General features: G+C 60.6%; 23 protein-coding genes, 1 pseudogene and 1 riboswitch. Of the genes and pseudogenes, 14 read left to right on the top strand and 10 right to left on the bottom strand.

Annotation, left to right across the window (positions count from 1 at the left end):
* Positions 1–31: 31 nt before the first annotated feature.
* Together QA644_RS23635 and QA644_RS23630 are read right to left on the bottom strand one after the other, a co-directional pair.
* Positions 32–1,096 (bottom strand): ABC transporter permease, encoded by a 1,065-nt coding sequence (locus tag QA644_RS23635; RefSeq protein ID WP_283073548.1) that lies wholly within the window; start codon positions 1,094–1,096, stop codon positions 32–34.
* 16 nt (positions 1,097–1,112) lie between these two features.
* Positions 1,113–2,609 (bottom strand): sugar ABC transporter ATP-binding protein, encoded by a 1,497-nt coding sequence (locus QA644_RS23630; RefSeq protein ID WP_283073547.1) that lies wholly within the window; start codon positions 2,607–2,609, stop codon positions 1,113–1,115.
* A 629-nt stretch (positions 2,610–3,238) separates the two neighbouring features.
* Between QA644_RS23630 and QA644_RS23625 the strand changes: the two are divergent.
* Positions 3,239–3,442 (top strand): annotated as a pseudogene (locus tag QA644_RS23625) (SDR family oxidoreductase); the annotation flags it as partial.
* Positions 3,443–3,468: 26 nt separating this feature from the next.
* Entirely contained in the window at positions 3,469–3,729 is a 261-nt protein-coding gene (locus QA644_RS23620) for a 4-oxalocrotonate tautomerase family protein (RefSeq protein WP_283073546.1), read from the top strand.
* Positions 3,730–3,826: 97 nt separating this feature from the next.
* Here QA644_RS23620 and htpG read toward each other — a convergent pair whose 3' ends face one another.
* A complete protein-coding gene (htpG, locus tag QA644_RS23615; protein WP_283073545.1) occupies positions 3,827–5,719 on the bottom strand; it encodes a molecular chaperone HtpG in 1,893 nt (630 codons plus the stop codon).
* A 533-nt stretch (positions 5,720–6,252) separates the two neighbouring features.
* Between htpG and QA644_RS23610 the strand changes: the two genes are divergently transcribed.
* A complete protein-coding gene (locus QA644_RS23610) occupies positions 6,253–6,510 on the top strand; it encodes a hypothetical protein (RefSeq protein WP_283073544.1) in 258 nt (85 codons plus the stop codon).
* A 269-nt stretch (positions 6,511–6,779) separates the two neighbouring features.
* Here the strand turns inward: QA644_RS23610 and atzF are convergent, their stop codons facing one another.
* The 7 genes from atzF to QA644_RS23575 form a co-directional block, all read right to left on the bottom strand.
* The gene (atzF, locus tag QA644_RS23605) at positions 6,780–8,606 is read right to left on the bottom strand and encodes an allophanate hydrolase (protein ID WP_283073543.1); all 1,827 of its coding nucleotides are present in this window, start codon (positions 8,604–8,606) and stop codon (positions 6,780–6,782) included.
* Positions 8,606–12,142, bottom strand: coding sequence for an urea carboxylase (gene uca / locus QA644_RS23600; RefSeq protein WP_283073542.1), 3,537 nt, complete (start codon positions 12,140–12,142; stop codon positions 8,606–8,608). The genes atzF and uca overlap by 1 nt, the downstream gene beginning before the upstream one ends.
* Before the next feature lies 1 nt (position 12,143).
* A complete protein-coding gene (locus QA644_RS23595; protein ID WP_194731499.1) occupies positions 12,144–12,794 on the bottom strand; it encodes an urea amidolyase associated protein UAAP2 in 651 nt (216 codons plus the stop codon).
* A gap of 13 nt (positions 12,795–12,807) precedes the next feature.
* Positions 12,808–13,626 carry an urea amidolyase associated protein UAAP1 gene (locus QA644_RS23590; protein WP_283073541.1) on the bottom strand — a complete coding sequence of 273 codons (819 nt, stop codon included), beginning with the start codon at positions 13,624–13,626 and terminating at the stop codon, positions 12,808–12,810.
* Positions 13,623–14,450 carry an ABC transporter ATP-binding protein gene (locus QA644_RS23585; protein ID WP_283073540.1) on the bottom strand — a complete coding sequence of 276 codons (828 nt, stop codon included), beginning with the start codon at positions 14,448–14,450 and terminating at the stop codon, positions 13,623–13,625. Before QA644_RS23585 ends, QA644_RS23590 begins: the two co-directional genes overlap by 4 nt.
* Positions 14,447–15,265 carry an ABC transporter permease subunit gene (locus QA644_RS23580; RefSeq protein ID WP_239601176.1) on the bottom strand — a complete coding sequence of 273 codons (819 nt, stop codon included), beginning with the start codon at positions 15,263–15,265 and terminating at the stop codon, positions 14,447–14,449. Before QA644_RS23580 ends, QA644_RS23585 begins: the two co-directional genes overlap by 4 nt.
* Positions 15,266–15,327: 62 nt before the next feature.
* Positions 15,328–16,401 (bottom strand): putative urea ABC transporter substrate-binding protein, encoded by a 1,074-nt coding sequence (locus tag QA644_RS23575; RefSeq protein ID WP_194731502.1) that lies wholly within the window; start codon positions 16,399–16,401, stop codon positions 15,328–15,330.
* A 74-nt stretch (positions 16,402–16,475) separates the two neighbouring features.
* A riboswitch (guanidine-I (ykkC/yxkD leader) is annotated at positions 16,476–16,584 on the bottom strand.
* A 327-nt stretch (positions 16,585–16,911) separates the two neighbouring features.
* Here QA644_RS23575 and QA644_RS23570 point away from each other — a divergent pair.
* From QA644_RS23570 to QA644_RS23520, 11 genes are all read left to right on the top strand, one after another.
* Entirely contained in the window at positions 16,912–17,397 is a 486-nt protein-coding gene (locus QA644_RS23570; protein WP_283073539.1) for an Hsp20 family protein, read from the top strand.
* A gap of 6 nt (positions 17,398–17,403) precedes the next feature.
* On the top strand, positions 17,404–17,769 hold the full coding sequence (locus tag QA644_RS35205; protein WP_349254137.1) for a hypothetical protein: 366 nt from the start codon (positions 17,404–17,406) through the stop codon (positions 17,767–17,769).
* 196 nt (positions 17,770–17,965) lie between these two features.
* The gene (locus QA644_RS23560; RefSeq protein ID WP_194731503.1) at positions 17,966–18,235 is read left to right on the top strand and encodes an acylphosphatase; all 270 of its coding nucleotides are present in this window, start codon (positions 17,966–17,968) and stop codon (positions 18,233–18,235) included.
* A gap of 169 nt (positions 18,236–18,404) precedes the next feature.
* A complete protein-coding gene (locus QA644_RS23555; RefSeq protein ID WP_283073538.1) occupies positions 18,405–19,058 on the top strand; it encodes a Rieske (2Fe-2S) protein in 654 nt (217 codons plus the stop codon).
* Positions 19,055–19,900 (top strand): aromatic ring-hydroxylating dioxygenase subunit alpha, encoded by an 846-nt coding sequence (locus tag QA644_RS23550; RefSeq protein ID WP_194731505.1) that lies wholly within the window; start codon positions 19,055–19,057, stop codon positions 19,898–19,900. Before QA644_RS23555 ends, QA644_RS23550 begins: the two co-directional genes overlap by 4 nt.
* Entirely contained in the window at positions 19,897–20,556 is a 660-nt protein-coding gene (locus QA644_RS23545) for a glutathione S-transferase family protein (RefSeq protein ID WP_283073537.1), read from the top strand. The genes QA644_RS23550 and QA644_RS23545 overlap by 4 nt, the downstream gene beginning before the upstream one ends.
* A gap of 1 nt (position 20,557) precedes the next feature.
* The gene (locus tag QA644_RS23540; RefSeq protein WP_283073536.1) at positions 20,558–21,937 is read left to right on the top strand and encodes an amidohydrolase; all 1,380 of its coding nucleotides are present in this window, start codon (positions 20,558–20,560) and stop codon (positions 21,935–21,937) included.
* 24 nt (positions 21,938–21,961) lie between these two features.
* On the top strand, positions 21,962–23,059 hold the full coding sequence (locus QA644_RS23535; RefSeq protein WP_239603630.1) for a BMP family ABC transporter substrate-binding protein: 1,098 nt from the start codon (positions 21,962–21,964) through the stop codon (positions 23,057–23,059).
* 3 nt (positions 23,060–23,062) lie between these two features.
* A complete protein-coding gene (locus QA644_RS23530; RefSeq protein ID WP_283073535.1) occupies positions 23,063–24,586 on the top strand; it encodes an ABC transporter ATP-binding protein in 1,524 nt (507 codons plus the stop codon).
* Positions 24,583–25,683, top strand: coding sequence for an ABC transporter permease (locus QA644_RS23525; protein ID WP_283073534.1), 1,101 nt, complete (start codon positions 24,583–24,585; stop codon positions 25,681–25,683). Before QA644_RS23530 ends, QA644_RS23525 begins: the two co-directional genes overlap by 4 nt.
* Positions 25,680–26,591 (top strand): ABC transporter permease, encoded by a 912-nt coding sequence (locus tag QA644_RS23520; RefSeq protein WP_283073533.1) that lies wholly within the window; start codon positions 25,680–25,682, stop codon positions 26,589–26,591. The genes QA644_RS23525 and QA644_RS23520 overlap by 4 nt, the downstream gene beginning before the upstream one ends.
* Positions 26,592–26,861 lie beyond the last annotated feature (270 nt).

The raw sequence follows: 26,861 nt of genomic DNA, 5'->3' as shown, positions 1-26,861 counted from the left end.
CCTCCCTTTGAAGTTTGTGTGCCGACGGCGATCAGTTTTTCGGTGGGTTTGCAGATGCCGGATTGGTGGCTGCCGTTTTTCCAACTGCACCCCGTTTCCTCTGCGCATAACCGGCGATGCCGATGGCCACGAGCAGGGTGATGCCGTTGAAGAGTGGTTCGACGAAGAACGAGCCACCGAATTGCTGGATGCCGGAAATGCCGACGGCAAGAATGATGACACCGGTCATCGTGCCCCAGACATTGACGCGTCCAGGCTTGATGGTGGTTGAGCCGAGAAAGGCACCGACGAGCGCCGTCAGCAGGTACTCGAGGCCAACACTGGCCTGGCCGATGCGCAGCTTAGAGGCGAGCAGGACGCCTGCAAGCGCAGCAAGGGTGCCCGAGGAGACAAAAGCGGCGATGACAAAGCGGCGGACCGGAATGCCGTTCAGCGCTGCCGCTTTCGGATTGGCGCCGATCGCATAGATATAGCGGCCAATCGGCAGATATTCGAGAATGAGCCAGAGCGCAACGGCAAGCAGCAGCACATAAAAGCCGGTGATCGGCAGGCCGAATACCATGGTGCCGTTCAACGAGTAAAAAGCCTCCGGCAAGACGCCAACGACCTGGCGCCCGCCGGTGTGCCAGAGTGCCAGCGCGTAGAGGACCGTGCCGGTGCCGAGCGTCGCAATGAACGAGTCGATGCGTGCGACCTCCACCAGAAGACCGTTGAGGAAGCCGGTGATAGCACCGAGCGCAAGCACGATGACGACTGCGACCGGCCAAGGCACGCCGAACACGGTTTGCAGGCTGATCGCAAGAATGTGCCAGAGCACGATGCCGTAGCCGACCGTAAGATCGATGCGGCCGGCAGCCATCGGGATCATGGCCGCCAGCGACAGGAGAGCGATGATCGCCTTGTCGGAGACGATCGAGCGAAGATTGAGAACCGTCGGAAAGGTCTGCGGCAGGAGAAGCGAAAACAGCACGATAAGCAGCAAAGTAAGGATGACCAGGCCGTAAACCGGCAGGAACCGCAGGAGCTTCTGCGTATAGCTGAGGCCCGCCAGTTCGGCTCGGGTCGGCTCAAGGGCGGTGGATTCGATCGACTGCATTATCTTCTCCCGGAACTCAAGCGGCCTCTGAAGCCGACGCGGCAGCGATCACCGCCGATGTGGTTAAATCCGCACCTTGCAATTCACGTACAATCCGTCCGCGTGAAAACACCAAGGCACGATGGCAGATATGTGCGATTTCCTCGAAATCCGTCGACACGACGACGACAGCCAGACCCGCCTCAAGTGCACGGGCGATCAGCCGATAGATGTCGGCCTTGGCGCCGACATCGACGCCTGCGGTCGGATCCTCGGCGATCAGGAGCTTGCGACCAGTTGCAAGCCAGCGGCCGACAACCACCTTCTGCTGGTTGCCCCCCGATAGCGCCTCGATCGGCATGCTCTGGTCGTTCGGCCTCAATCCGACACTCTCGCCGATCGTGCGCGCCAGGGACGCTTCTTTAAACGGCGTCAGGAAAGAAAGGAGCCTGCGTCCGGACGCTGCCGGATTGAGGAAGGTGTTTTCCCGAAGCGACAGCGACATGGCAACGGATTCTTCGGTGCGGTCGCGCGCAATCAGGCCTATGCCGGACCTCATTGCAGCGACCGGGCTCGACAGGTCCGGTACCGCCCCACCGACATTTACTGCGCCGGAAAAAGCTTCGCAGCCAAAAAGGGCCCGACCGATCAGTTCCTGACCGGCGCCGCGCAAGCCAACCAACCCAAGCAGCTCTCCTTTCCGGATATCAAAGGAGACAGGTCCGGCGCTGCGGCAGGCAAGATCCCGAATGCTGACGATCGTCTCGCCCGGATTGCTTGTCGCTTTGGCGAAGAGTTGGTCCGTCTTGCGGCCGACGATCATTTCAATCAATTCGTCCGGCGTCGTCTGTGCCACCGGCTTCTGGCCAACCAGGCGTCCGTCGCGCAAGACCGCGACCCGGTCGGCGATGCGGAAAATCTCATCGAGCCGATGCGAAACGTAGATCATCGCCACCCCTCGCGCTTTCAGCGGACGGATTGCATGGAAGAGACGCTCCACCTCATCAGCCGGAAGGCTGGCGGTCGGCTCGTCGAGAACAAGCACGTCCGCTTCGACGGCGAGCGCGCGGGCAATCGCCACAAGCGACTTTTCGGTACGGGTGAGATCCTGGACACGCGTCGACGGATCAAAGTCGCAGCCGACGAGATTCAGCGCCTCCCTGGCCCGCTCCTCCGTTCGCTTCCAGTCGATCAGGCGCGAACGCATGGAGAAACCCTGCGCCAATCCGACATTTTCGCCGACCGTCATCCATTCGATCAGGCCAAGGTCCTGGTGGATAAAGGCGAGAGGCTGACGTTCGTTAGGCTTTGGCGGCCGATGGACATAGGGTTCACCACGGAACTGAATATCGCCGCCGTCCGGCCTGTAGATGCCGGCCAAGGTCTTGATGAGTGTCGATTTGCCCGCGCCGTTTTCTCCAAGAAGCGCCAGGATCTCCCCCGGATGCAAATCCAGCGATACCTGCGACAAGGCCCGAGTGCCGCCGAACTCCTTGGTGATGGAGCGAAACTCCAGCAGTTTTTCGCTCGACATCGGCGCTCCTCCCAAAGCTCTGTGAACTTGCAAGACATGGTATGTTATCGATAACAATGCTGGCAACAGGGAATTGCGCGTAGGCTGGTCGCGCACAAGGCATTGCGATGGCTGCTTTCTTTCGGGATTGACACATGCTTCCGCGGCAGCCGTTCGTGATCGTCGACGGCCAAGGTGGTAGGCCACTCGTCTAGAAGAGCGCGCCGCCGCGCAGCCCTTTGACATATCGGGATGTCGCTCGGATCCCCAGCTGACTTCCCTCATAGGACCATTTCCACAAGCAAATTGTAGTTCTTGCAGCGTTCGGGATTACTGCTCGGGCTGACAGATGAAAGCACGATGCACGACTGGGCTTGCTCGCAATGCCCAGACGGAATGACCCATTCAATTCCTCCAAAGTGGTGGAACGTCGGCTCGCAGTGATACCCCTCACAAAAAAGGCCCTGCGGGCTGGGGGCAGACGGGGCAGGGCCAGATGCCAGAATAGGACTGGCGGAACGCACGTCCCGTGGGCGTCGATGGTCTGCGAGAGCGCGCGAGATCGAAGAATAACATATTTCTCGCGCATCGAAGCCTGTCCCAAAGGCTTAAGCGAAGGAGTAGTAAGACAGCCACGTCTCAGAGCGAGCAACGCGGTCGCGCCCGGCCCGGTCGAAACGGATATGTTCATGACCGGCAAATCGGATGAACTGGTCCAGTCCATCGTCAGAACGATACCGCTGAGCCGGCTTTGCCAACCGGAGGATGTCGCTTCGGTCGTTGCCTTCCTGGCCAGCTCCGAAGGTGCCTGGGTGAACGGCCAGGTACTTCGCGTCAATGGCGGCATGATCTGAAGCAAGCCCGAACCGAGGATAAAACCATGCCATTCGTGAACATCAAGACGCCGGAAGGCGCGCTGAACCGCGCCCAGAAGCAGGAGATCGTGCACCGCACGACGAACATGCTCGTCGAGTATTTTTCAGAGGCCGCAAGGCCGCACACCATGGTACTAATCGAGGAGGTGAAGGACGGCGGTTACGGCCGCGCCGATGAGATCTTTATCCTGCCGGACGTCTATCGCAGCAAAGAAAACAGTTACGTGGCCCATTCCCGGCGGACATGCCGTCCGCCGGCAAGGTGACATTCGTACCGCGTCCTGCCCATGTCGAGCACGGTTCCGCAAGCGTTACCGGTGATGTTGACTATTGCGGCAGAGTAAGCCTACCGCCAGCTCTCCATCAAGATTGCAACGCTCTTTGGAATACCCGTGTCAGTCTCTCGGCAAAGGCACGGGGATCGACGGGTCTGTCGCCATCAAGGATCCGTGCTTGGTCAAGCAGGAGCAATGCTGCATCCTCCCTTAGCGAAGAGCCGTCGTCTTTGGCAGCAATTCCCTTCACCAGCGGATGCTCGAGATTGATCTCCAGGATGGGCTTTGCAGCCGACTGGAGCCGCCCTGCGCCCTGCAGTATCTTTTCCATCTGGCGGTCGTAGCCTTGCTCAGATGCGACAAGGCAAACCGCACTTTCCGTCAGTCGATCGGAGGCACGAACATCCGACACCTGGTCTGCGAGCGTCTCGCGGGCAAAGGCGATGAAGCTCTCGAGATCCGCCGACGTTTCGCTCTTCGTGGCTGCTTCGTCATTGGACGTGGCGAACTGCGCCAGGTCAGCTGCCCCTTGCGTGATCGATTTGAAGGTCCTTCCTTCGAATTCGGGTGCATTCATCACCCAGAAGCTGTCGATGGAGTCGGTCAACAGCAGGACCTCGATGCCGCGAGCGCGAAATCCTTCTAGCTGCGGCGATGCCTTCAGCTGATCCAGATTGCTGCCGGTCAAATAATAAATTGCGCTCTGATCCTGTTTGGCATCCTTCACATAATTTGCCAGAGAGCGATACCCGTCACTCGAGGCCGTGGTTCTAAAGCGCGATAGGGCAATCAGCTGCGAGCGGCGTTCGAAATCCTCGTAAATGCCTTCCTTAACGACTGAACCGAAATTCTCCCAAAACTTGATGAAGGCGTCCGCATCGGTCTCGGCGAGTTTTTCGATTGCTGCTACGACCCTGCTGGTGACGCCCTTCCTGATCGCCGCCAGAATGGGGCTCGCCTGGATCATCTCGCGCGAAACGTTGAGGGGAAGGTCTGCGGTATCGATCAGGCCTCTCACAAAGCGAAGATAACGCGGCATGAGTTCGGTGTCATCGGTGATGAAGACACGCTTTACATAAAGCTTCATCCGGCCCTTGCGGTCAGGATCAAACATGTCGAACGGCTGCGATCCCGGAACAAAGGCTAGTGCAGTATACTCATGCCGTCCTTCGGCCCGGAAATGAACAGTCACGGCAGGCTCGTCGTACTGTCCGGAAATTCCGCGGTAGAAATCCGTATACTCTTCGGTCGAAATGTCACTTTTCGAACGAGTCCAAAGAGCCGTACCGTCGGTGAGCTGGATCGGTTCGGCGCCCGGCTTTTCAATGATCGTGATCGGCACGGGAACGTGGCCGGATTGCTCCTTGACGATCCGCTCGACCGACCAACGGGATGTGTAGGTCTTGGCGTCCTCCATCAAATGCAAAGTGATACGCGTGCCACGCGGCGGAGCATCCACCACGTCCACGGGGCTGACGCTATAGCTGCCCCGACCATCAGACGACCACAACCAAGCCTCATCGGCGCCCGCACGCCGGGAAACCACGTCGACGCGTTCGGCAACCATGAAGCAGGAATAGAAGCCGACACCGAACTGTCCGATCAGTTGTGCGCTCTCGCCGGTCTTGTTGGCCTCAATGCGCTCCATGAAGGCACGGGTTCCCGAGCGGGCAATGGTGCCGAGCGCCTCGATCAATTCGTCACGGCTCATACCAATTCCGTTGTCCTCGACGACCAACTGGCGCTTTTCCTCGTCGAGCGATAGCGTGATCCGGCTGTCCGGATCGTTTGCAAGCATTGTGGGTGTGGCAATCGCCTCGAACCGCAGCTTCTCGGACGCATCGGCGGCGTTCGAGATCAGTTCACGCAGAAAGACATCCTTATCCGAATAGACCGAATGCACCATCATATGCAGAAGGCGCGCCACATCGGCTTCGAAGATGTGGTTTTCGGCAGTGTCGTGCGTGGCGGTCGTCGTCATACGTCATGATCTCCCATGATGAAAAAAACGATCGATCAGGTGGCAAAGACTTCGATTGAATTCAAGATGTTTCTTTAACGCCGAATGAAGCGCAATACTCAGTTCGCTTGCGCCGCCGGCTTTCGGAATTCGCAGTGTCGATTGTCGGTGACACGTCCGCTGACGATCTCGGTGTGCTTGGCGAAGCCGCCTCTTCCCGGACCGAGCAGCAGCGCCCGCAGGACGCGCCTCTTCCAGCGTAGGGAGATCAGCGCTCAGTCCTTTTGTGCTCGAAACATCGCGTTGGGTAAGCGCGGGGGCCGTTGTACCAAGATCCTGGGCGCGTGAAGCTCTGGATCAGTCAAGCTGGCCCTGCGGCTGGCTTTCAACGCTGCTGACCAACAGCCGGTCCGGCAGCGCCGTGGCTGGCTTGATGGATCCGGTATGTCCGAAAACGCACAATGCCTTTTAGCCGTTCGTGCTTTCTGCCATAGTTTTTCCTGGCCCCGACGAGGTTGTATTCGGACGACTGTTTTGCTTCATGGGAGGGCGTCATGGTTCTCTTTGAACTCCTCTCCTTCACGGACGAAGAGGTCGATCTCATCACCTCCGCCCTGCGCCGGTGGTCGCAAAAACATCGCGTTGAAATCCACAGCGAGCGCGGCCAGGACGCGGTCAAGCGCGCCATTGAGCTTGTTAGCTGTGGCATCAAGTCGTCGGATACATTGGTCGAGAGGCTCAACCATGATTGCGCGCCACCGCCCGGTGGCCATCCTTCGTCTCTCGCGGGCGACGAAAAAAGAACCGGCTGACTACTATTTCCAGTTCGAAACCTTCGGCCACGCGTGGCGTGATGTGCCAGGCCGCAAGTGGCTTTCGCTAGATCGTGCTGCTTCTGTGAGGGCTATTGCTTGCGGCGCCTGGTTGTGAACTCAGCGCTTCACGTCCTCCCATAACGTCGTGTAAGGCCGCTATCCATTGGGGATCGCACGAGGCGAACGACACGAAGGCAAAAAAGCCATACCTAGTCTCGGAGGGGAGCGTCGTCTTTGCGCGGGGGGCCGACTCGCCAGTGATGTCCTCATCCTCTGTCCATTTCCTCTGTTTCGGTCTTCATTCGCATGTAGTGTCGCCAGCCGCCGAGTTCGGTAATCTCGTGCGCACCATCGACAGCATAGGCTTCGCAGATAAATCCTGAGACGCTGGAGCCATCATCGAGAACAAGCTTGCCGATGCCGAGCGGTCCGGGGATATTCTGCACGAAGCGACCAAAGGCTTCCGGAGGCAGCGCCCAGACTTCGACTTCGAGGCCTTTTCCCTGATACCCAGGTTGGCGCACCAGGCCGGGTTTTGGCGGGGCTGTATTCGGAAGGACAAATAGCCGGTAGTCACCTGCAGTCCGGCAAGTTTTGACAAGGCGCCCACCTCCTCCCGTGAGCTCGGAATTGAGCGGCATGCCAGTCAGATGTGCCCCGACGACAGCGATCGGCACCGAGCGATCATCGGCCTGCGGCACGTGGCTTACCTCGGGGATGACGGCCGCGCGGTCCTTACCCATCCCCATGTTCAAGGTCCGGTGCATGGCGTCGGCTAAAGGGGCGAGAGCGTCGTCGGTAAAGGCCGGGCCGATCAGCGTCACACCGGCCGGCAGGTGGCCGTCCGCATCAAATCCGGCTGGGACGGCGATCGCCGCGCAATCGAGCAGGTTGACGAAGTTGGTGTACCGGCCGAAATGACCGTTTTTGACAATCGGATCCGCCATCATCTGCTCGACCGTATAAGTAGTCGGCGAGGTCGGCAGCATCAAAATATCCGCCTTTTGCCATTCCTGCCTGGTCTTCTGCCGGAGCGCTTCAAGCTTGTATCTGCCCTCGAAGGCGGCAACGGCATCATAGGCTTTCGCACCCTGGATGATAGTGCGCACCGTCGGATCAAAATCACCGGCATTCGTCGCGAGAAAATCCTTCACCGCGGCCAGCCGTTCGGCGACCCAGGGGCCGTTATACAGCAATTCGGCCGCCTGCCGGAACGGGGCATAATCGAAAGGAACGATGGTGGCACCGAGAGCACGCGCCCTTTCGATGGCCGCATCATAGAGGCCTTCGACATCCTTGTTGCTGAAGAATTCCCGTTCGGCTCCGTCGAGCACGCCGATTCTCAGGCCGGAGGCGGGCAGGCTGGCGGGAACTGCCTTGCGTGAGAAGGGGTCGGCGGCGTCATAACCCTCCATCACTTTGCGGATCGCAACGCCGTCGCCGACCGTCGCGGCAAAGACGGTGACGACATCGACGCTGCGGCAGGCGGGAACCACGCCGACATTCGGCACGAGCCCCGGCGTCGGCTTGATGCCGACCAGGTTGTTGAAGGCTGCCGGCACGCGGCCGGAACCGGCCGTATCGGTGCCGAGCGCGAAGCTCGCCAGGCCCGAAGCAACGGCTACGGCCGACCCGGAACTCGAGCCGCCCGACACATAGTTTCTGTCGAAGACCGAGCGCGGCGCGCCGTGGGGAGACCGCGTGCCGTTGAGGCCGGTGGCGAACTGGTCGAGATTGGTCTTGCCGATCACCAACGCGCCGGCGGTTGTCAGCCGCGCCACCACCGTCGCGTCCTGCTCGGGGCGATAAGCAAAGGCCGGGCAGGCCGCCGTCGTCGGCAAGCCGGCAACATCGATATTGTCCTTGACCGCGAAGGGGATGCCCCAGAGCGGGAGACTGTTTGGCTCGGGAGCGCGGGCCATCAGATCCCTGGCGGCGGCGCGTAAATCATCGTCGGGGGTCTGTGTGATGAAGATCGCCGGATCATCGGCAGCTCTGCTTCGGGCGATCACCTGCTCGACGAGATCAAGGGGCGAAAGTCCGGCTGCATAGGCGGATTGGAGCGAAGCGAGATCGAGAATGGTAGGGAGCATCAGATTTCCTCCAGCACGACGAGGACATCGCCGGCTTTCACGTTGCGGCCGGGGCCTGCGCGCAGATCGCGGACGCGACCTGGGGCATGGGCGGTCACATTAATTTCCATCTTCATGGATTCGATAATGGCGAGCGTCTGACCGGCGGCGATCGGCTGGCCTTCCTCGACGAGGATCTTCCAGACGTTTCCGGGTACGGCGCTTTCGACGCCAAAGCAGCCATCGGGTATTTCGCCCCCAAGCCCACTGCCGCTGCCCTCGTCGACGACGAAGCTGTCAAGGCCAAGATCCTTCCAGCGCTTGCGTTCGGCCTCGAACGCCGATTGCTGATTGGCCTTAAAGGCGCCAATCGCCTGAGCATTGGCAGAAAGCTCCGCTTCATAGGCCGCATAGCTGAATTCGGTTTCCTCGATGCGGACTGGATAACCGCCATAAGGGAAGGCGGCGCGCGCCTCGGTCAGTTCCTCGTGGCTCACGGGGAAGAAGCGGATCTGGTCAAAAAAATCGAGCAGCCAGGGCTTGTCCTTGGAAAAGAACGGCGTCTGGCGCCAAGTGTTCCAGACCTGGATCGTCCGGCCGAACAACTGATAGCCGCCGGGACCTTCCATGCCGTAGATGCACATATAGGCGCCCCCGATGCCGACGGCGTTTTCCGGCGTCCAGGTTCTGGCGGGATTGTATTTTGTCGTCACCAGCCGATGCCGGGGATCCACCGGTGTGGCAACCGGAGCGCCGAGATAGACGTCGCCGAGCCCGAGTACGAGATAACTGGCGTCGAAGACGACCTTGCGCACCGCCTGTTCGTCGGCCAGGCCGTTGATGCGTCGGATGAACTCGATATTCGACGGGCACCAGGGCGCATTCGGCCGGACGAGTTCCTGATACTTGCGCATCGCAAGTTCGGCATCTGAATCGTTCCAGGAGAGCGGCAGATGCACGATCCGGCTTGGCACCTTCACCGCCTGCGCCGGCGGCAGGGAAGCTTCGATCTCGGCGAGCAGGCCAAGAAGGCGTGTACGGGTGAGGCCGCTTCCGCCATAGTGGATCTGCAGCGATCGTATGCCGGGGGTAAGATCGATAAGCCCGGTGAGCTTCGCCTCCTTGATCGCCTGCATCAAAAGATGGACACGCAAGCGGAGCGCAATGTCGAGCTGCATTGGCCCATATTCGACCAGCAGGTTGTCGTCTCCCTGCCGGCGATAGATCACGGGGACCGGCCCCGTCTCGTTCCGTCCGACGATCGGGCAGCCGGCGGCATCGCCGATGCGCTTGACCATCGGCCCGGCGATCGGGTCTCCGGTGCGTTTCACCGCGTGGAAGCGGATCTTGTCGCCCGGTTTGAATTGGCCCATCTTCCATTGTTCGTCGCGCGCAATCACCGCCGGGCAAACGAAACCGCCGAGACTTGGGCCGTCGGGGCCGAGGATGATCGGCATGTCGCCGGTGAAGTCGATTGCGCCGACGGCATAGGCATTGTCGTGCAGGTTCGACGGGTGGAGCCCCGCCTCGCCACCATCGGCGCGGGCCCACGTCGGCGCCGGACCGATCAGCCGCACGCCGGTGCGGGCACTGTTGAAATGGACTTCGTATTCCGTCGAAAACAGCGTTTCGATGTCTTCCTTCAAAAAGAAATCGGGAGCGCCATGCGGGCCGTAGAGGACGCCGACCTCCCAGGCGCGCGTGAGCTCGGCTGGGTCGTTGGCCGGCTTCGATGTCGGCTGCGGCGTGCGGGCAAGCCGCAGCACATGTCCGGCGCGAAGCGTGCCGGTCGCATGGCCGCCGAACTGTCCCAGGCCGAAGGTTGCTCGTGAACCGAGCACTACTGGTGCTGCAAATCCGCCGGCGACGGCGAGATACGAACGCTGGCCGGCGCCAGCAATCGTCCCGATCGCAAGCGTCTGGCCCGCCTTGACGAGGATCGCCGCTCCCTGCGGAATCGACGTACCGTCGAGGGTCATCGGCATGTGCGCGCCGGCAAGTGCGATCCTGACATCCGCGAGGAATTTGAGCACTGGGCCGGATACGGTGAGTTCGAGAGCTACCGCCTCGTCTGCATTTCCGACCAGCCGGTTGGCATGGCGGAAGGATCGCTCGTCCATCGGCCCGCATGGCGGTACCCCGACGTGCCAGAGACCCAGCCGCCCGGGCAATTCCTGTAAGCTCGACTGGGCGCCTGGCGCGATCACCTCGACGACTTCGGGCACGAAGGCGAAATCATTGAGCGCCGTCGTCGCCACATCACCACTTAACAGGAGCTGCGAAGCCGCAATCGCCCTCAGATAATCGAGATTGGTCTCGATTCCGGAAATCGCGCTTTCCTTAAGAGCCTTGCCGAGTGCCGCGATTGCGGCGGGACGATCTTCGGCCTTCACGATCACCTTGGCAAGCATGGGATCGTAATAGGGGCTGACCTCGGTGCCGGTCTCGATCCATCCATCGACACGCACGTTTTTCGGAAAGACGACCTCGGTCAGCAGTCCAGCGCTTGGCCTGAACTCCGCATGCGGCATTTCGGCATAGATGCGCGCTTCGATGGCCGCGCCGCTGGGTATAAGGGCCGCGTTACCGGCCAGCATATCCTCCCCAGCCGCCTGGCGGATCATCCATTCGACGAGATCGATGCCGAAGACGGCCTCGGTCACCGGATGTTCGACCTGCAGGCGGGTATTGACCTCGAGGAAGTAGAATTCCTCACGCGCAGGATCGTAGATGAATTCGACCGTTCCCGCCGAGCGGTAGCCGGCGGAGGCGCCGAGCGCGACGGCCGCGGCATGCAGCCGCGTGCGAACCACATCCGGCAATCCCGGCGCCGGTGTCTCCTCGATCACCTTCTGGTTCCTGCGCTGTAACGAGCAGTCGCGATCGCCAAGCGCGATCACTCGGCCATTGCCATCGCCGAAGATCTGCACTTCAACATGGCGGGCCTTGGCGACAAAACGCTCGAGATAGACGCGCGCATCACCGAAGCTTGCGCGCGCAGTGCGCTGCACGCTCTCGAAGGCCGCCGTCAGGTGTTCGGGGTCATCGCAGAGTCGCATGCCGATGCCGCCCCCGCCGGCGGTCGATTTCAGCATCAGCGGATATCCGATGTCGGCTGCGGCCGTGAGCGCGGCTTCGCTCGTCTCCAGGAGGCCGCTGCCGGGAAGTAGCGGCACCCCGCAGGCTTGCGCCAGTTCGCGGGCGGTGTGCTTGAGCCCGAAAGCCGCGATATTGCCGGGCGTCGGGCCAATGAACGCGATGCCTACCTTTGCCAGCCGCTCGGCGAAGTCGATATTCTCCGAAAGGAAGCCGTAGCCGGGATGGACGGCCTCGGCACCTGTTGCCATGCAGGCCGCGATGACGGCCTCGACGTCGAGGTAGCTTTCGGCCGCCGGCGCCGGGCCGAGCCTTACCGCCTGGTCTGCCATCAACACCGCCTTGGAAAAGCGGTCGACATCCGAGAAGACAGCGACCGATGCAATACCCATGCGCTGCAACGTCTTGATGATCCGGACAGCGATCTCGCCCCGGTTTGCGATCAGAACCTTCTTGAACATGTTAGATCTCGCTGTCCCAGACCAGCACCCGGATCGGGGTAGGATCGAAACCGTTGCAGGGATTGTTGATCTGCGGGCAATTGGAAATGACGAGCAAAACATCCATCTCCGCTTTCAGTTCCACATAGTCACCCGGCGCGGAGATCCCGTCGACGATCGTCATCTCGCCGCTTGGCTCGATCGGGACGTTCATGAAGAAATTGATGTTGGGGACGACATCGCGCTTGCTCATGCCGTGCTTGGAGACTTCAAGAACGAAATTGTCCCGGCAGGCATGGAGATATTTGGTGCCGTGGCCGAAGCGTACCGTATTGCTCTCGCAGGAGCAGGCACCAGCGGACGTATCGTGGCGCCCGCAACTGTCGGCGGTCATTGTCAGCATCACCCGGCCCTCATTGGAGATGATCCTCGTGCCGGTCGAAATATAGGCCGCACCCTGTTCGCGCATCGTATCCTGGTTGGAGTAGCGCTCGGAAAAGTCCTCGGCATTGTAGAACAGCGTGTCGATCGCCTGTTGGCCGTATGTGTCCTCGATACGGATGGTCTGGCCCTTCCGGACCACCGCCGAAAATGGTGCCTCAGCCGGGATGTAATGGTCCTGTGCGGCGTTTTCGAGCGTACGGCCCGGCGCTGTCTGAATGAAATCGGTCATGGTCATGTTTCCCTCACACGGCTGCCCGCGCGTTGTTTTCAAAGCCGCGAACAGCCTCGGCGGTCGCAGTCCGGCAAAGGTCGCCGCTCGGGGGCTCGGTCGCCGCGATACGCGTGACGGTCACCGGGTTGGGTCGATAGACCGTGTCCGGATTGAGCGTATGGGGGCAGTTGGAAAAGCCGACGATCATATCCATCTCGGCGCGCAACTCGACATAATCGCCTTCGTGCAGAAGTTCCGGCTTCCACAAAAATGCCCCGTTCCGGTCGACGCGGACCGGAGCAAAGAGTGCAAGGGCCGGCGGAATGTCGCGTTTATCGAGCCCGGCTTTGGTTGCAAGGAGGATCAGGTTGTCACGGGTGTTGCGTGTCCCCTCTCCGTATTTTGCCGCGTTCGACGTGAATGTGGAACCGCCCATCAGCCCGTCGTGGGCGCCGGACGAGTCTTCCGTCACCGAAAACATCACCCGCCCCATGTCAGAGAAAATCACACGGCCTTTCCCCAGAGCAGTTGTCCACTGCACCTTCACTGTATCGGGCAGGTTCAACCGCTCGCTGGTGTCGGCGGTACTCCAGGCGATGAGGGAAATGGTCGAGAATCCGCTATCGAGGCTGACACGGAATGCCTCGTGCTTCTTGATATGGGTCGACCAATACCAGCCACCGGGGATTACCTCGCGGTGGATGATCTTGTCGGGCGCGATCCCGGGCGCCGGCAATGGGCTTGCACCGGGCAGTGCCTTGGGTGCAAATTCGAGCCCCTTCTTCTGATGCTCCTCGTAACGCGCGCGGTTGGCAGCGATTTCTTCCGGCGAACGTCTGACGCGTGTCATGGCTGGGTTTCTCCTGACGAAGCCAGGTCGTCCCGGCAATGCCCCTGGTAAGCGACCAGGCCGTCCCGGTCGGGGCTGAAGATCGAAGGCGCTCCGGCTTGGCGTGGCGGCCAGATTGAGATGTCCTTAGTGATGGTCGCGCCGTAGTGCAGCTTCTCCTCGGGTCGATCGCGGCGCCGCTCGAAGGCGACCACGCGGCTTGCAAGCGTGAAAGCCTCGCGCATGTCATGGGTAACCATGACGACGGTCATCTGCGTTTCGTGCCAGAGCCGTTTCATCAGTATGTGGATCTCGGCGCGGATACCCGGGTCGAGCGCGCCGAATGGCTCGTCAAGCAACATTACCTTGGGCTTCATGATTAGCGCCTGGGCAAGGGCCAGCCGTTGCTGCATGCCCCCGGAAAGCTGTGCCGGATATTTGTCCTCCGCCCCGGCCAGGCCGACTTCGCCGATCAATTGCTGCGCCTCGGCAATCGCATTGCGCCGCGCCGCTCCGAAGAGCTTCGCCATGTAGCGCGCGCCGGAAAGTTCCTTGCCGAGCAACACATTGCCGAGCACGGTTAGATGCGGAAAGACAGAATAGCGCTGGAAGACGACACCACGATCGGGGCCGGGCTGCGCCGGAAGAAGCTCGCCATCGAGCAAAATCCGGCCCCTGGTCGGCTGTTCCTGACCGAGCAACATACGCAGGAACGTCGACTTGCCGCAGCCGGAAGGCCCGACAAGTGCGACGAAGGCGCGCGAGGGGACGCTCAGCGACACGTTCTCGAGCACGATCTGGTCGCCATATTCCTTCCAGAGATTTTCGATCCTGAGTTCGCTCATCCCTGCTTCTCCAGTTCGGACCAGGGGAAGACGGCGACGCGGATGCGATCAAGGACGTAGTTCGTCAAGACGGCGAGGAGCGTGATCCAGACGACATAGGGAAAGATCACGTCCATCGCCAGATAGCGGCGGACGAGGAAGATGCGGTAGCCGAGGCCGGATTCCGAGGAAATTGCTTCGGCCGCGATCAGGAAGAGCCAGGCAGGCCCCAACTGCAGCTTGAGGCAGATGATCAGCCGCGGCAGGATCTGCGGCAGAACCACGCGCAAGGCGATCTGCCACGAGGAGCCGCCAAGCGTCTCGGCCTTGACGACCTGCTCGCGCGGCAAGTCCAGCGCCTTCAGCGCCAGGTCGCGGATCATCGTCGGCGCGACGCCGATCACGATAAGAGCGATCTTGGATATCTCGCCGAGACCCATCACGATAAAGAGGATCGGAAGCAGCGCCAGCGGCGGCACCATAGAGACGGCAGCGATGAAGGGAGCGAGGAGCGCCCGCAGATACGGAAGCATGCCGATCAGCATTCCGATCAGCAGCGCTGTCGCTGTGGAGATGCCGAGGCCTGCGAAAAGCCGGATCAGGCTCGCCCAGGTATCCGACCAGAACAGGTATTCGCCGGTACGCTGATCCGCGATGAAGGCCATGCGTTCGATCGCCTGGGCGAAGCCGGAGAGAGTGGGCAGCAGCTTGTCGTTGGCATTCTCGGACAGGCGCGCCGCCGAGCCGAAGGCATAGGCTACGATCAGCAGCACGAAGGGTATCAGCATCAGGGCAAATTGCGCGCCCCGACTTGGCTTGATATTGATCCAGCGCATGAGGAAAGCTCCGCTGATGAAGGAATGACACGGCGCAGTTTTCCCGCGCCGCCGGTCGAACTTCAGAGCGTCCCGTCAGCGGCCGCCTTCATGTAGGTCTCGGTGAAGCGCAGCTTGACGTTGCCGCTGTCTCCGAGGATTTTGCCGTCCGGCATTTCGATCCCGATGACATCCGCCGACGGCGCACCGTTGCCGAGCAGGCCCTTCTCGAAGAGGAAGTTGCGCACCAGATCCATCGTCTTGGGAAGACTCTGGGACACGGTGAAGGCGACGGCGTCAGCGGGCTTGGCGAAGAGCTTGGTCGCAGCGATCTGCGCCTCAAAACCTTTAAGGTCGGTGCCGGAGGCCGACCCCATCGTCTCGCGGGCCGCCTTGCCGTCCGGCGTATCCGCCTCCATCAGCGCCGCGGTCTCATACCAGATGCCTGCCAGCGCCTTGCCGAAGTTCGGATTGTCCTTGAGCACATCAGTATTGGCGACCATCAGGTCGATGATTTCGCCAGGAACCTGCGAACTGTCGAATACCTTCTTGGCCGAAGGATCCTCAAGGATGCTGGAGACCAGCGGATTCCAGGTGACGACGGAGGTGACGTCGGGCGTCTTATAGGCGGCGACCATGTCGGCGTCGGACGTATTGACGACCTTCACGTCGCGCTCTGTCAGCTTGATGCTTTCGAGCGCGCGAGCAAGCAGGTAATGCGAGACGGAATACTCGACCAGATTGACATTCTGGCCCTTGATATCGGCAAGGCTCGTCTTGTCCTTGAGAATTACGGCGTCATTGCCATTCGAGAAGTCGCCGACGATCACGGCGGTCGTATCGACGCCGCCGGCGGCCGGAATGGAAAGGCCATCCATGTTGGTGAGCGTCACGGCGTCGAAGGCACCGGCCGTATACTGGTTCATCGACTCGACGTAGTCGTTGAACTGGGTCACGTCGATCTTGATGCCGTATTTATCGGCCCATTTCTTGACGATGCCGTGATCGGCAGCATAGCCCCAGGGCATCCAGCCCACATAGATCGACCATGCAACCTTGAACTCGGTCTTTTGGGCAGCCTCGACGGTGGGGCCGAGGCCCAGGATGAAGTAGGCGGTCAAGGCGGTGATGGAAAGAAGCTTCGAAAAAGTCTGCATTGAAATTCCCCTTTTGCTTTTTTCAAAAAGGGATTGGCAAAGACCATCGCGCCGCCAATCCCTTGGCTTACGAGGTCTCCCGGGCTTTTGTCCCGCCGTGCATCCGGCGGGATTTCTCTCCCACCGACGGCAGCTCTCGGACCAGCACGCTTGTCAAGCGCCGGAACCCTAGCCACCAACTCAGTATTGTCAAAGCAAGACGCGTGCCAGTTTCTGCTAAATTGATTCTATAAAGGTTTTTCTATTGTCTCGGCTTTCTCACAGCGGCACCGAGCGGCAACTGCTCATTATTTAGGCGCAGCTGTCACAATGTGGAAGACGGCATTTCAAGAACGGCGGCGACGCTTTTTTAGCACTCTCGGGCCTGGAGTGCCAATTTTTGTCTGAACGCTCTTGAACCTGAAAACTCCGCAACCAAATCAGTTCCGTCAGCCGCCCGTACGGGGCTGATGTTGGAGACGCGAGTTTCCATGCGTCTCCATTCCATGTTGCTTTACGGAGGATATGGCTATGAGAAACGAATTCGACTTCGCCCCGCTTTACCGGTCCAGCATCGGCTTTGACCGCGTCTTCAATCTCCTCAACAATGCGCAGCGATTTCAAGCTGTCGATACCTGGCCGCCTTACGATATCGTCAAGGCAGGCGAGGACGAGTACCGCATAATCATGGCAGTTGCAGGTTTCGCCGAGGAAGATCTGTCGGTCACACATGAGCGAAACGTGCTCGTTATTGCCGGTGCGAAGCCCGACAAGGAGGATATGCAATATCTGCATCACGGCATCGCCGGCCGATCATTCGAACGACGCTTCGAGCTTGCCGACCACGTCAAGGTGCTTGGTGCCAGCCTGAAGAACGGCCTTCTGTCGGTCGAGCTGAAACGCGAGATCCCCGAAGAGATGAAGCCGCGGCGCATTGCTATCGGAACGAATGAGGCCAAGCAGGCCAAAGAGGAGACTGGGCCGCTACAGATCGAAGGCGAAAAGCAGGTGGCTTGATCGAACATGACGACGACCCGCGCCGGGCTTTTACCCGGCGCGGCATTGCCGCGGTTGGATGCGATGCGTGTCCTATTGGCTGCCAGCAGCGACACAGTGTGCTGGCACAGCCGCAGTCATGAAGTGCCGAACGTGAGGGAGGTGATTGAAATGACCCTATCGTCAGGAGAAGTAAGGGCCATCATCGGCCCGGTTGACGAGGTCTTGCTTGCAGACATTTTGGCGACAGGAGCTTCGGCAAAGGAACTGGCAGAAGCCTGGGCCTGGGTGAATGCTGAAGAAGCTCTGGCCGATGAAGGCCGTCCGTTGCCGACGGGAAGAATTGCGCGGCTTGTTGATCTGCTGGATCCCGGCCAGGAGAACGAACTATAAAGCGCTGCTTGCCTTTTCTTTGCGTGACTGATCGGCGGCAAAGGGCAGTGCCTACCGATAGAGGCGCGCAGCCTTGTGTGACACGAGCCGCAGAACGCGACAGCCAGCGCGGCTGAGGCGCGCTTTGATGACCACCCTTTCATAAGTCCACCTGGGCGCTATGCTCTATGCCAAGATACCAAGCTTAGGGCCTTTCATGACGGACCAACATCAAAGCGACTTTCGGGAGCGAATGACGATCCTCGGCGAACTTGACGCCGCCTCCTTCCTTCCTTGGATCCGACGCCATGCCGCTAAGCTCGGGCTTGCGCAGGCGATCGCCCATACCAGTTCCGATCGGGTCGAGCTCGACATCACCGGGCCCGTGGAGCTGATCGACATGATGGAGATCGGATGTTTGCTCGGGCCCATCGATGTCTGGGTCGAGACGATACACCGCACACCAATCGACAGGGGAGCCGGCTGACGTCGCGATCGATCCTTTTTTGGCTGCATGCGCATTGTATGCCTTATATTTAATCAATATTGCCAATGCGAAAAAATTATGCAAACGTGACCACACTGATTGGCGGACCGCCGACGCTTAGCCGCGGCTTCACCAACCAGGCCATTGATTTTATATAGAAAGCCGAGTGATGCTGTCTGACACGACGGGCTCTTGGACGCCAGTCGCCCTGTCCGCGGATTTGCCAGCGGGAACCGTTATTCCGGCACGGACGCCAGCCGGGCCGATTGCTCTTTGGCGAAGTCGGTCGGGGCACGTGACAGCATCGGCAGACCGGTGTCCGCATCGCGGCATGCGCTTGTCTCACGGCTTCGTGCGTGGCGAGGCACTTTCGTGCATCTATCACGGCTGGAGCTACACCCGGACCGGAACCTGCCTGCGCATCCCGGCCCATCCAGGCCTCACGCCGCCCGAAACGATCCGCTTGGAGACGCAACAGGTCGAAGAGTCTGACGGCGTCATCTGGGTTGCCGCAGAGCAACTTATGGCTGGGCCCCCGCGGCTTGAAGGCCTTGTTCCATTGCGCTCCCTGGTGGCAGATGCCGGTACTGAGGCGGTCGAGGCTGCTGCGAACGGAAAGGCAGGCCCGGAAGGCCTTGTCTGGCATGCGCAGAATAGCCAGACGATCCGGCTGTTGCTCGTCCCGCAAGACAACGGCCAGACATTGATTCATATCCTGCTGGACAATGATAGCTGCCTGGCCGCGCGCATTGCCGCGTCACGGGCATCCGAAACTTTGCGGCGGATGGCCGAGGAGCTTCAGACGAAAGGGAAAGCGTCATGAGGCAAAACGCGATGATCGACGAGTGGTATCCCGTCGGTCTCTTCAGCCAGCTCGACATCGATGGGCGCAAGACCGCCCTGATGGGAGAGCCTATCGAAGTGGCGCTTGACGCCCACGGAAACATCAACGTGAAATCCGGCGACGGGCGCTTTCTCCCCGTTTGCCTCCGCTACGGCCACATCTGGTCCTCTCTCGGCAAACCTCGAACGGATCTTTTTCCGATCCCCGAGGCCGATCAGCCCGGCCGCCGGTTTGTCGATGTGGGTGTCGCTCGCGTGCGCTGCTCGCCGCTGCGCGCAGTGGAGAACTTTCTCGACATAGCGCACTTTCCCTTTGTGCACACCGACATCTTAGGCGCGGAGCCACACACCGAGGTTCAGGACTACAAGGTCGAAATCCGCGATGAAGTAGATGAGGTCTGGGCCACGCAGGTCAAATTCTACCAACCGCAGGCTGCCAAGTCGGCAAGCGGCGGCATCACGACCGAATACATGTACCGCGTGCCGGCGCCGACCTGCTCCGTCCTTTACAAGACCTGTCCGCCCCGCCCTGGTGAATGGGATGTTATCGCCCTCTTCGTCCAACCCCTCGCCGAAGACCTGTGCGACGTCTGGCCGTGGATGGCGCTCTTCGACGATGTCACGCCGATGACCGACCTCATTCACTTTCAGCAGACGATCTTCCTGCAGGACCGGTCCATTCTCGAAAACCAGATCCCCAGGCTCCTGCCCCTCGATCCCGGAATGGAAATCCCCACCAGAGCCGACCTGACTTCGATCGCTTACAGACGCTGGCTGAAACGCCACCACTACACCTATGGGGCACAATTGGTGGCGCAATGAAGCTCTATGATTACGTTCTCTCACCCAGTTGCTACAAAGTTCGGCTGATGGCGGCACTGGCCGGCGTGAAGCTGGAAATCCGGCCAGTAGATTTTCATCCCGGCGCCGAGCATCGCAGCCTCGAGCTCATGGCGCTTAATCCGGCGGGCTCGATCCCGATCTTGGAAGATGGGGATCTGATCCTGACCGAATCCGCCGCCATGCTTACCTACCTCGCCGCCAAGACGGCGCCAAAGTGGCTGGGCCGCGGCACGCCGGAAGAAACAGCGCGCGTCCAGCAATGGCTTTCGTTCTCACACCGGCTGACCGCCAACCTCGGAGGCGCGCGCCTTCATGAAATGCTTCTGGGGCCGGGGGACATCGCCTCGCTTCAAGCACAAGGGATTGCTGCGCTTCGCGAACTGGAAGCGAACCTGGTCGAACAGGGCTTGCGGGGATTTCAGTTCCTCGCGTCGAACCGCCCGACAATTGCTGATATCGCTTGCTTTCCCTACGTGGCGCTCGCGCCGGATGGCGGCATCCCGCTCGACCCCTATCCCGCCATCAGGCTCTGGTCGCGTGCAATCCGCAGCCTCGATAATTTTGTCGAGATGCCTGGCATCCATAGGCTGCACGAGTTAACGCCCGAACCCTACGCAGAACCGGGCGAGGTGTGACGTGGCCGGTTATCTCCTAACGAACTGTGCTGCCGTCATCGCCAACGATGGCGAGGGGCTGCGTGTCTGCCGGAACGTGGACCTGCTGACAAACGGTCCTTCGATCGAAGCGATCGGCGAAAACCTCTACAAGGGAGAGCTGCCGGCCGGGACCATCACCCAAGACGCGACCGGCTGGTTCGTTTATCCGGGGCTCGTCAATACCCACCACCACTTCTTCCAGTGCTTCGTGCGCAACCGGGCGGATCTCGATTGGACGAAGCTGACGGTCATTGAATGGCTTGATCGCATCTATCCAATCTTCTCGCGCCTGACCGAGGACTGCTTTTACCATGCCTCTGTCACCGCCATGGCGGAGATGATCAAGCACGGCTGCACGACGGCCTTCGACCACCAGTACTGCTTCCCGCGCCGCGCTGGCAAGCAACTGATAGACCGTCAGTTCGAGGCAGCCGACCTGCTGGGCATGCGCTTTCATGCGGGCCGCGGCGGCAACACGCTGCCGAAGTCCGAAGGCTCGACCATCCCGGACGCCATGCTGGAGACGACGGACGAATTCATCGCCGATTGTACGCGCCTGATCGACACTTACCACGATACAAGCCCCTTCAGCATGCGGCAGGTCGTGGTCGCGCCCTGTCAGCCGGTCAACTGCTATAGAGAGACCTTCGTCGAGGCGGCAGCGCTGGCGCGCGACCGCAGCGTGCAACTCCATACCCATGTCGGCGAAGGCGAAAGCCCCGTCATCGAGGCTCGGCACGGCATGAGGACGGTGGATTACTGCGCAGAAATTGGATTTGCCGGTCCCGATACCTTTTATGCCCATTGCTGGGAACTCACCCATGACGAACTGCGCATGATGGCGGCAAGCGGCACCGGTGTCTCCCATTGCCCCGAGCCGGTCTATCTGGTCGGCGCCGAGGTCACCGATATTCCGGCCATGTCGGCCTTCGGTCTCCGCGTCGGTCTCGGCTGCGATGGAGCCGCCTCGAACGACAATTCAAACCTGATGCACTGCTTGCACTCCGCCTACATGCTGCAGTGCCTGACAGCCTCGACACGCGCCCATCCCGTCCCGCCTCCGGTCGATTTTCTCGGCTATGCGACGACCGGCGGGGCGGCCCTCCTCGGCCGCCGGGATGTCGGCCGGCTTGCTGCCGGGATGGCCGCCGACCTCTTTGCAATCGACACCCGGCGCATGGACTACATCGGCACGCGGCATGACCCGCTGAGCCTGATTGCCAAAGTAGGCATCGGAATGCCTACCGACATGACCATGATCAATGGACGCATCGTCTGGGCCAAGGGCGAGTTCATCGGGCTCGACGAAATGCGGCTGTTCGCCGAAGCCGAGGCCGCTCTCGCGACAATGGAATTCTAAAAACGAAACAGGGGAACTGACATGCTGAAAAACCTCACCCGCAGAACATTGATAAAGGCTGTTGCCGCCTCCGGCCTCGCAAGCGTACTTGGCGGCCGGTCCTCCATGGCAGCCGACGAGCCGCTCGGTATTTCTCTCGTGATCCCCTCGCCGGTCGGTGACGTTGGCTGGGGACACGCCCTTGCCGCCGGCCTCGAACCCGTCAAGGCTGCGTACGGCGACAAGGTAAAGGTCACGGTCATCGAGAACATTCCGGAAGGTCCGGATGCCGACCGCATCATGAACAAGACGGTCGCCGACGGAAACAAATTCCTGATCGCCGGCTCCTTCGGCTATCAGAACGGCGCCCTGCAGATCGCCCGCCGGAATCCGGCGGTCACCGTGCTGCATGCCTCCGGCTTCCAGGTAGCACCGAATTTCTCGCCCTTCGCAGCCAAGTATTTTCAGGGAACCTACCTGCTCGGCATGGCTGCCGCTGCGCTCTCCAAGACCGGTAAGTTAGGCTCAGTATCCGCCTTTGCCATCCCGGAACTGATCACGTCCATCAATGCCTTCACGCTCGGTGCCCAGTCGGTGAAACCGGATATCGAGGTGTCGGTCGTGTGGGTGAACTCGTGGTTCGATCCGGCCAAGGAGCAGGAAGCTGCGAAGGCGCTGATGGCGCAGAAGTGCGATGTGATCTTTTCCAATGCGCAGGACACGCCGTCGGTCATCTCTGCCTGCGAGGAAGCCGGCGTTTACGCGTTCAACCTCAACTCGTCGATGAAGAAGTACGCGCCTAAGACCTATCTCGGCTGTGTCGCAACCGACTGGTCGCCGTTCTTCAAGGCCTCGGTGGACGCTCATATCGCCGGCACGTTCAAGGGCGGCAATGCCTTCCTCGGCGTCGCTGAAAAGGTCGTCGAGGTTGTCGACTGGAATCCGGATATCCCGGCCGACGCCATGGCCAAGATCAAGGAGATCGAGGCGAAGATCGCCAGCGGCAGCTTCACTCCCTTCACAGGGCCGATCACCAAGGCCGATGGCAGCGAAGCGGCGCCCTCCGGTGCAACGCTCACCGATGGCGAGGTCGTCGCCATGAATTGGCACGTCAAGGGCGTCGCTACGCCTCTGCCGAAGTGAGCCATGACCGTTCCGCTCCTGTCGCTGCGCGGCATTTCCAAGAGCTACGGCCAGAACCGGGCCAATCAAGCCATCGACCTGGACGTGGCCCCGCAGTCGATCCATGCAATCCTCGGAGAAAACGGGGCGGGTAAATCGACGCTGATGAAGCTGATCTATGGCGTCGAGCAACCGGACAGCGGAACCGTCATCTGGGAAGGAGAACCTTTGAGCCTCGCATCCCCTGCAGAGGCGAGGCGCAAGGGTATCGGCATGGTCTTTCAGCACTTCTCGCTGTTCGAGACCCTGACGGTGGTGGAGAACACGCAACTGGTCGTTCCGGGCCGGAAAGCCGATCTCGCTGAGCGCATCCGGAAGATCGGGCGCGACTTCGGGCTCGAAGTCGATCCCCTCGCCCATGTGCACACGCTTTCCGTCGGCGAGCGGCAGCGGGTGGAGATCATCCGCTGTCTGCTGACAAACCCGAAGCTGCTGATCCTCGACGAGCCGACCTCCGTCCTGCCGCCGCAATCGGTGGAGAGACTCTTCGAGACATTGCGTCGCCTGCGCGACGGTGGCGTCTCCATTCTCTTCATCTCGCATAAACTGGAGGAAATCCGCGCGATCTGCGACAGGGCGACCATTCTGCGCGGCGGGCGCGTTACCGGGCATGTCGATCCGCGAAAACACGATGCTCATGACCTGGCCCGCATGATGATCGGCCGCGACATGCCGGAGCCAATGCCGGCGTTGCCCATTTCTGGCGGGGAAAAGCGGCTTGAAATCATAGGCCTCGACTATCGGCCGGATGACCCCTTTGCCGTGCCGCTCTCCACTTTGAGCCTCACGGTTCGTTCGGGCGAAATCCTCGGCATAGCCGGAATTTCCGGCAACGGGCAAAGCGAGCTTGCCTCGCTCATTTCCGGCGAAGTGGTCCTGCCAGGAGAACAGCGCGAGCGGATCTACATGATGGGAAAGGACGTGGGCACGCTCGATGCGGCTGCACGCCGGCAGCTTGGATTTGCCTTCGTTCCCGAAGACCGGCTTGGGCGTGGCGCCGTACCCGAAATGTCCCTCACCCAAAACAGCCTGCTGACTGCTCATCCGCTCAACCTTCTCAGATACGGTCTCGTTGACGAAGCGAAGGCGATGGCATTCACCGATGAGTGCATCCGCCAGTACGATGTCCGCACGCCCGGCCCAGAGGTGGAAGCCGGCTCGCTCTCTGGCGGCAATCTGCAGAAGTTCATCGTCGGCCGAGAGATCATGCTGTCTCCGAAACTACTGTTCATCGCACAGCCGACATGGGGCGTCGACATCGGCGCTGCATCGGCCATCCGCAGGCGGCTTGTCGGGCTGCGTAACGAAGGCATGGCGATCCTCATCATTTCAGAGGAGCTCGAAGAGCTTTTCGAACTCTGCGATATCATTCACGTGTTGCACCACGGCACGCTGAGCCCGGCTCTCGTCACACGGGACACGCGGCCGGAGGACATCGGCCGATATATGATCGGTGCACATTCTTCGCAGGAGAAGGCTCTGGCATGAGGGCTTTATTGGCAGCTATCCTTCCCACCCTTGTCCGTCGGGAGCGCGCCTCGCTGACCGCCACCTTGCTTGCACCTCCCGTTGCTCTGGGGGTGGCTACCATTCTCAATCTTGGACTTTACGTGTTGATGGGCCGCGATCCGGTCGCTGTCTTCTACGCGATGCTTCTCGAACCCTTCCTCTCTTGGGCGTCGTTCTCCGAAGTCATGCTAAAGACAGGCCCCCTTCTCCTCATCGCGCAGGGCCTGGCGATCGGCTTTCGCGCCAAGGTCTTTAACATCGGTGCCGAGGGCCAGTTCATTCTGGGTGCGATCGTCGCCTCGGCCATCCCCGTATGGTTCCCGCAGGCGACGGGTCAATGGATCTGGCCACTGATGCTGTTCCTTGGCGCACTCGGTGGTGCTTCATGGGCATCGCTTACCGCCTTCTGGCGCGTCAGGCTCAACGCGAACGAGATCCTCGTTTCCCTGATGCTGAGCCTCGTTGCTGCGCAGTTGCTCAACTACCTGCTGCTTGGTCCCTGGAAGGATCCCAACGGGTTTAACTTTCCTCAATCTGTGATGTTCCAGTATGACGCGATGGTGCCGATCTTGATCTCCGGCACCCGCATCAACGTTTCCCTGCTCCTGACGATCGTCTTGTCGATGGTGGCATGGATCTTCATGCAGAAGAGCTTCACCGGCTATAAGCTCCAGGTCGGCGGCCTCGCGCCGCGTGCCGCCGGCTACGCCGGTTTTAACGAAGGGTGGGCGATCTGGCTTTCCCTTCTCATCGGCGGATGCGCCGCAGGGCTTGCTGGCGCAGCCGAGGTTGCCGGTCCCCTCGGCCAGTTGCAGCGCTCGATTTCGACGGGTTATGGCTATGCGGCTATTATCGTCGCCTATCTCGGCGGTCTGCATCCAATCGGGATCGTGGTCTCTGCGCTGTTCATGGCGGCGCTCTACATCGGGGGGGACAATGCCATGGTGTCGGCAAACTTGCCGATTGCCGCGGTCCGCGTATTTCAAGGTAGTCTCCTCGTCGCCTATCTCATCGCCGTCGCCTTCGTGCGGTACCGTCTCGAATGGCGCCTTTCCGCCTATCGGAGCCAGCCATGAACGCCATCGAGTTCATTCTTGCCGGGATGCTCGCGGCTGCGACACCGTTCCTCCTTGCAGCTCTCGGCGAGCTGGTGGTCGAGCGAGCCGGGGTTCTCAACCTCGGCGCCGAGGGTTTGATGGCGTTCGGTGCGGTGCTCGCCTTCATCATCGTCTATCATGGTGGGGGCCATCTCTTGGGTTTCGTCGCCGCCGGTCTCGGCAGCGCCGCGCTTTCAATCGTATTTGCCGTCATCGCGGTCGGACTTCGGGCAAACCAAGTAGCGACAGGTCTAGCGATCGGCATTCTCGGTCAAGGCCTCTCGGCGCTCTTCGGCAAGACCTATGAAAGCCTCACGGTCAAGGGGCTTCCAAAGTTTGCCTTTCCATGGCTTTCCGATATCCCAGTCATTGGCAACCTTTTCGTCCAAGACGCCGTCGTCTGGCTTTCCCTTGCCGCAACATTCGCCATCTGGGCGATGTTTGCCTATACGAAGGCCGGTCTTGTCGTCCGGGCGATCGGCGAGAACCCCAAAGCCGCCCATGCTGTCGGGTATTCAGTCATCGCCGTCCGCTTCGCCGCCATCGCATTCGGCGGAACGATGGCAGGGTTTGCCGGCGCCTACGCGTCGGTCGTCTACACACCGCTTTGGGCCGATGGGATGATCGCCGGTCGTGGCTGGATCGCAATCGCGCTCGTCGTCTTCGGGACGTGGCTCACCGGTCGGATCTTTTTGGGGGCGTGCCTCTTCGGAGCCGTGTCACTGACGGGTCTCGCAGCCCAGGCGGCCGGACTGGACGTCCCATCACAACTGCTTGCGAGCCTGCCCTATCTCGTCACGATTATCGTGCTGGGCATCATTTCGGCAGACCGCCGCCTGCTTAAGCTGAATGGCGTCGCCTCGCTCGGCGAGCCTTTCGAACGCTAGCATAACGCCAAGCGGCTTTTGAAAATTCAGGTGTGAGGAGAGTTCGACCATGAACCTGCGTTGCAGCGCAACCGCCCATTGGCCGAACGCGCGCGTTTCGAACCGCATTTTCTCTTCGGATTGTGGTCGAGCACCTGCGTCCGAAAAATTATTCCGAGCGCCACCTGGGCAAGCCTTAGACTGTACTCTCGGCACCTCTCGCAAAAAGGCATCGGCATTGGCGCAAATTGATGCTTTTCGCATGCACGCAGGTTCCCTACTCAATAGTGG

Origin of the sequence: Rhizobium sp. CC1099 (assembly GCF_029714385.1) — a bacterium.
Classification (GTDB): domain Bacteria; phylum Pseudomonadota; class Alphaproteobacteria; order Rhizobiales; family Rhizobiaceae; genus Rhizobium.
Note: the sequence above shows the minus strand (reverse complement) of the source record. Positions and strands in the feature narration are given on the sequence as shown.

Excerpts from the sequence above, each read along its gene's own strand:
- QA644_RS23580 (WP_239601176.1), bottom strand. The coding sequence starts at position 15,265 with ATGCGCTGGATCAATATCAAGCCAAGTCGGGGCGCGCAATTTGCCCTG.
- QA644_RS23555 (WP_283073538.1), top strand. The coding sequence starts at position 18,405 with ATGCTGTCTGACACGACGGGCTCTTGGACGCCAGTCGCCCTGTCCGCG.
- QA644_RS23530 (WP_283073535.1), top strand. The coding sequence starts at position 23,063 with ATGACCGTTCCGCTCCTGTCGCTGCGCGGCATTTCCAAGAGCTACGGC.
- QA644_RS23550 (WP_194731505.1), top strand. The coding sequence starts at position 19,055 with ATGAGGCAAAACGCGATGATCGACGAGTGGTATCCCGTCGGTCTCTTC.
- QA644_RS23630 (WP_283073547.1), bottom strand. The coding sequence starts at position 2,609 with ATGTCGAGCGAAAAACTGCTGGAGTTTCGCTCCATCACCAAGGAGTTC.
- QA644_RS23525 (WP_283073534.1), top strand. The coding sequence starts at position 24,583 with ATGAGGGCTTTATTGGCAGCTATCCTTCCCACCCTTGTCCGTCGGGAG.
- htpG (WP_283073545.1), bottom strand. The coding sequence starts at position 5,719 with ATGACGACGACCGCCACGCACGACACTGCCGAAAACCACATCTTCGAA.
- QA644_RS23570 (WP_283073539.1), top strand. The coding sequence starts at position 16,912 with ATGAGAAACGAATTCGACTTCGCCCCGCTTTACCGGTCCAGCATCGGC.
- atzF (WP_283073543.1), bottom strand. The coding sequence starts at position 8,606 with ATGCTCCCTACCATTCTCGATCTCGCTTCGCTCCAATCCGCCTATGCA.
- QA644_RS23635 (WP_283073548.1), bottom strand. The coding sequence starts at position 1,096 with ATGCAGTCGATCGAATCCACCGCCCTTGAGCCGACCCGAGCCGAACTG.
- QA644_RS23520 (WP_283073533.1), top strand. The coding sequence starts at position 25,680 with ATGAACGCCATCGAGTTCATTCTTGCCGGGATGCTCGCGGCTGCGACA.
- QA644_RS23595 (WP_194731499.1), bottom strand. The coding sequence starts at position 12,794 with ATGACCGATTTCATTCAGACAGCGCCGGGCCGTACGCTCGAAAACGCC.
- uca (WP_283073542.1), bottom strand. The coding sequence starts at position 12,142 with ATGTTCAAGAAGGTTCTGATCGCAAACCGGGGCGAGATCGCTGTCCGG.
- QA644_RS23585 (WP_283073540.1), bottom strand. The coding sequence starts at position 14,450 with ATGAGCGAACTCAGGATCGAAAATCTCTGGAAGGAATATGGCGACCAG.
- QA644_RS23590 (WP_283073541.1), bottom strand. The coding sequence starts at position 13,626 with ATGACACGCGTCAGACGTTCGCCGGAAGAAATCGCTGCCAACCGCGCG.
- QA644_RS35205 (WP_349254137.1), top strand. The coding sequence starts at position 17,404 with ATGACGACGACCCGCGCCGGGCTTTTACCCGGCGCGGCATTGCCGCGG.
- QA644_RS23575 (WP_194731502.1), bottom strand. The coding sequence starts at position 16,401 with ATGCAGACTTTTTCGAAGCTTCTTTCCATCACCGCCTTGACCGCCTAC.
- QA644_RS23560 (WP_194731503.1), top strand. The coding sequence starts at position 17,966 with ATGACGGACCAACATCAAAGCGACTTTCGGGAGCGAATGACGATCCTC.
- QA644_RS23610 (WP_283073544.1), top strand. The coding sequence starts at position 6,253 with ATGGTTCTCTTTGAACTCCTCTCCTTCACGGACGAAGAGGTCGATCTC.
- QA644_RS23620 (WP_283073546.1), top strand. The coding sequence starts at position 3,469 with ATGCCATTCGTGAACATCAAGACGCCGGAAGGCGCGCTGAACCGCGCC.
- QA644_RS23545 (WP_283073537.1), top strand. The coding sequence starts at position 19,897 with ATGAAGCTCTATGATTACGTTCTCTCACCCAGTTGCTACAAAGTTCGG.